Genomic DNA, 4,680 nt, shown 5'->3' with positions numbered 1-4,680 from the left:
AGGACCCGCCGAGCATCCCGCCCGTGCGGACGCCACCGCCGCGCGAGCCTGCCCCGCCCGGGTCAGCGCCGAGCTCGTCTCCGATGGCCGTGACCAAGCCCCCCGTGCGGGTCCGGCCGAACAACAACAACGGCTCGGCAAAACCAGGCATGGAGGCGCTCTCGGCCCCCTTGGGCCGCGAGGCCAGCTCCGTGCGCGGGCGGATCCAGCTCGACGACGAAGACCGCCCGCGCAAGCCCGACCACCAGCTGCGCGAGATCGATGCGGCCATCCAAGCGGCGATCCGCGGCGACCACTCGGCGGTCCACCACCTACGCGAGCTCGGCGAGCCGGCCATGCGCCGCGTCGCCAAGCAGTTCCCCGGTGAGCTCGACGTTCACCGCCGCGACCTCGACACCCTCCCCCCGCTCCCGGCCCACGGCGCGCTGATCCGGGTCGCCCTCGATCTCGGCTCGGGCCTCGGCCCCTACCTCGTCGAGGTCATCGAGCACCCCAACCCCACGGTCCGCTTCTACATCGCGTTCGTGTTCATGGAGCTCCGCCACGAGCTCGCGGTCCCGGCCCTCGGCCAGCTCGCCTTCGATCCCGACGCCGACGTCCGCGCGATCGCCATGCGCGTGCTCGAGACCTACTCGGGCGAGCCGGGCTTCGACGACGCGGTCAAGATCATTCGCCGCGAGCTCGAGAGCCCCAACCGCACGCGCCAGCTCCACTCGACGCGGGCGGTCGGCACGGTCCGCGACATCGCGGCGGTCTCGCGGCTCATCGATCTGCTTGCGAGCAAGGAGCGCTACATTCAAGAGGCCGCGCTCGAGTCGCTGTGCTCGATCACTGGCCAGCAGCTCGGCCTCAAGCCCCACCGCTGGCGCAGCTGGTACAGCGACAACGCCCACCATCACCGCGTCGAGTGGATCATGTCGAGCCTCGCCCACAAGGATCTCTCGGTCCGCCGCTGGGCCGCCGACGAGCTGCGCCGGATCACCGGTCAGCGCATCAACTTCCTCGCCGCGGGCACCAAGCAAGAGCGCGAGATCGGCATCCAAAAGTGGGTCGAGTGGTGGAGCGCGAGCGGCCGAGCGGAGTTCGGGGCCTGAGCCTCACGCCGCTTGGCCCGGCAGGCCGAGCGCGACCCCGCCGAGCAAGATCCGCGCGCCCAGGCCCTCGCGCGCCCGGGGCCCCGGCCAGCGAGAGCCCGACGAACAAGGCGGCGCCCGCGGGCTCGAGCAGCGCCGCGAGGCTGACGACGTCGACGGCCTCGCCCTCGCCCGGTGAGTGAGTGAGCAGCGCGCTCGCGCGCAGGCACGCGATCAGCTCGGGCTCGAGCGGAGCCGCGAGCCGGATCTCGACCGCGGCCGTCGAGATCCCGACCACCGCCGCGCCCAGGGCGAGCGGCACCGTCGCCAGCGGGGCCGCGCTCGACTGCCCGACGCCGGCCCGCTGCGGCATTTGGCGACCCACGCCCGACCGCCGCCCACGCGGCGAGCGCTGTCGTGCGCCGGGAGCGGTCGGACAAAGGCGCCTTGTGTGGTAACCACGGCCTCGTGTTCGAGACCATCTCCAAGGGTTTTCGGGCAGCCCGCGAGCGCCTGACCGGTAAGGGCGAGCTCAGCGAGGATGTCGTTGACGCCGCCCTCAAGGACGTGCGCCTGAGCTTGCTCGAGGCCGACGTCGAATTCCGCACCGTCAAGAAGTTCCTCCGCGACGTCAAGCAGCGCGCGCTCGGCGAGGAGGTCCAGCTCGTCGCCAAGGGCAAGGACAAGAAGAAGGTCCGGGTCCGGCCCGAGGACCACTTCGTCCAGATCTGCCACGAGGCCCTCGTCGATCTGATGGGCCCGGTCGACACGAGCCTGGCTCGGGCCAACAAGGGCATCACCGGGATCATGATGGTCGGGCTCCAGGGCTCGGGCAAGACGACCACGACCGGCAAGCTCGCGCGCAAGCTCCAGCGCGAGGGCCACTCGGTCATGCTCGTCGCCGCCGACGTCTACCGCCCGGCCGCGATCCACCAGCTCCAGGTGCTCGGCGAGCGCCTCGGCGTCCCGGTCTTCGCCGCGCCCGGGGCCAACCCCGTCGACATCTGCCGCGACGCCACCGAAGAGGCCTCGATCAAGGGCGTCGACTTCGTCATCTACGACACCGCCGGCCGCCTCACCGTCGACGACGCGTTGATGGCCGAGCTCGAGAACATCCAGTCGAGCGTCCACCCGGCCAACATCTTCCTGGTCATCGACGCGATGATCGGCCAGGACGCGGTCCAGACCGCCAAGGCCTTCGACGAGCGCCTCGATCTGACCGGCGTGATCCTGACCAAGCTCGACGGCGACGCCCGCGGCGGCGCGGCCCTGTCGATCAAGGCCACGACCGGCAAGCCGATCAAGTTCCTCGGCATGGGCGAGGGCCTCGACAAGCTCGACGAGTTCCGGCCCGAGGGTCTCGCCGGCCGGATCCTCGGCATGGGCGACCTCGTCGGGCTCATGAACGACTTCCAGGAGGTCGTCGACGAGGAGAAGGCCGCCGCGGACGCCGAGAAGATGCTCGGCGGCGGCTTCGGCATGGATGACTTCCTGCAGCAGATCAAGACCATCCAGTCGATGGGATCGATGCGGGACCTGATGGACAAGATGCCGCTCGGCTCGCTGTTCGGCGGCGACATCCCCGACGAGGTCCTCGAGCAGGCCGCCGACGACAACGAGCTCGTCAAGATCGAGGCGATGATCAACTCGATGACGAAGAAGGAGCGGGCCGACCCCGAGCTCTTCCTCGACGAGAGCGCGCGCTCGAGCGTCCCGGCCCACGCCAAGCTGACGCGGCGCAAGAAGCGGCCGCGCAAGCCCAAGGCGCCCGACCAGCTCGGGCCCGAGGACTTCATCGAGAGCCGCGTCCAGCGAGTCGCCCGGGGCTGCGGTCACCAGGGCGAAGACGTCGTCGCGCTCGTGTCTCGCTTCATGGTCATGCGCGACATGTTCGGCATGCTCGGCGATCTCATGGGCGGCGGCGGCATGCTCGGCAAGATCCCCGGGATCAAGCAGGCCAAGCAGCTCAGCGCGGTTCGCAAGCTGGCCAAGGACCCCGACGCGCTCCAGGCCTTGATGGGCGGCGGCGGCGGCGGGATGCCAGGGATCCCGGGCATGCCTGGGGGCGCGGGGGGGCTCGGCGGCGGCGCGATGCCAGATCTCGCCAGCATGCTCGGTGACATGGGCGGCGCAGGTCCGAGCCCGACCAAGCGGGGCAAGGACAAGAAAAAAGGCAAGGACAAGCGCAAAAAAGACCGCAAGTCCCGGCGCAAGAATCGACGCAAGTAGGCAGCGCGGATCGCCGCTCCTGTCGCTGCACAATCTTCGCGTGGCTCCACGGTCATCGCGCGCCCGCAAAACGTGATTCCGGTCGATATGGTTGGTTTAGTGACTGGGATTACATCGGTCTCGGCGCCGGATCTTTGATACTCTGATTGAGAGGTTGTTTGTAGGTAGTGCAGACCACCAATATCATGTCACCAGATGCCATGAGCGACCTGCCTGGTGATGTCCTCGAGGCCGACACGGTCGTGTCGCACCGCTACCGTGTGTACGGCTATCGAGGCGACCGCGGGTTCGGCCAGCTCTACGAAGCCGAGGACACGGCGATGGGCGGCCGCGTCTCGCTCATGCGTCTCGGTCGGGAGTTCAGCCATCCACGCGTACGCGAGAGCTTCTTCGAGACCCGCGCGACGGCCCAGGTCGAAGATCCGCGCGTCGTCGATCTGATCGACTACGGCGAAGACTTCGACGGCCGCCTGTTCCTCGCCATGCCCTGGATCGAGGACGCCAGGGGCCTCGACCAGATCGCCTCACGCGAGAGCCCGGTGAGCTGGACGAGAATCCAGGCGATCGTCGTCCAGGTAGCCAAGGCGCTCGAGGCCGCCCACGACAAGGGCGTGTTCCACGGCGGACTCGGGCTCTCGCGCGTGCTGGTCGACAGCGACGATGGCGTCCACGTCGTCGACTTCGGTCTCGCGCCTGCGCTGACGCAGCCCGGTGGCCGGCCCGTGACCAACACCAGCCCGCTCCCGGGCCACACCGCCTACCTGTCTCCGGAGCAAGTCCGCGGTGAGGCCGTCGACCCGCGCTGCGACATCTACGCCCTCGGCGTGATGCTGTGGGAGCTGATCGCGGGCGCGCCCCCCTTCGTCGGCGACCCGGTCGAGGTCGCCAACGCGCACCTCGAACAGGGCCTGCCCGAGCTCGTCCGGCGCGGGGCCCCGGCCGAGATCGAGGCGCTGCTTCACCTCGCGCTGGCCAAGGACCCCGGCGAGCGCCTGGCCACGGCCGGTGAATTTTCAGTGCTGCTCGAGGCCATGCCGAGCGCGGCCAAGGCCCCGCCCCGCCCAAGCTCCACGCCCGCGCCGAAGCGCCCGGTCGAGCTGGCCCCGCAACCGCCCAACGTGTCCCGCACGCCGACCGAGCGCATCGCGTCGAGCCAGGCTCGGGGCGAGGGTCCGGCGAACACCGGGGCAAAGCTCCCGCCGGGCTATCCGACATCGACAGGCGCGCCACGCGGGGAGCCGAACCGCGAGTCGGGCCCACGGCAAGCGACCGCCCCCCTCGCGCCGGACGAGCTCGGGCAGGCCCTGTTCGAGGTGCGCGTTGGCGACCTCGACCGGGTCGCCGACGAAGGGGGGCGCGCCCGCGATCAGCTCCCACA

Annotated in this window: 3 protein-coding genes; all 3 read left to right on the top strand. The window is 70.1% G+C overall.

From position 1 onward, the window contains the following. The first annotated feature begins 89 nt into the window (after positions 1–89). Positions 90–1,094, top strand: a complete 1,005-nt coding sequence (locus ENSA5_RS08535; protein ID WP_219906753.1) for a HEAT repeat domain-containing protein — start codon at positions 90–92, stop codon at positions 1,092–1,094. Positions 1,095–1,541: 447 nt separating this feature from the next. Next, a complete protein-coding gene (locus ENSA5_RS08525; RefSeq protein WP_106391137.1) occupies positions 1,542–3,302 on the top strand; it encodes a signal recognition particle protein in 1,761 nt (586 codons plus the stop codon). 200 nt (positions 3,303–3,502) lie between these two features. Then, a partial coding sequence (locus ENSA5_RS08520; RefSeq protein WP_181197527.1) for a serine/threonine protein kinase occupies positions 3,503–4,680 on the top strand: 1,178 nt, incomplete at its 3' end.

Origin of the sequence: Enhygromyxa salina (assembly GCF_002994615.1) — a bacterium.
GTDB lineage: Bacteria > Myxococcota_A > Polyangia > Nannocystales > Nannocystaceae > Plesiocystis > Plesiocystis salina_A.
Note: the sequence above shows the minus strand (reverse complement) of the source record. Positions and strands in the feature narration are given on the sequence as shown.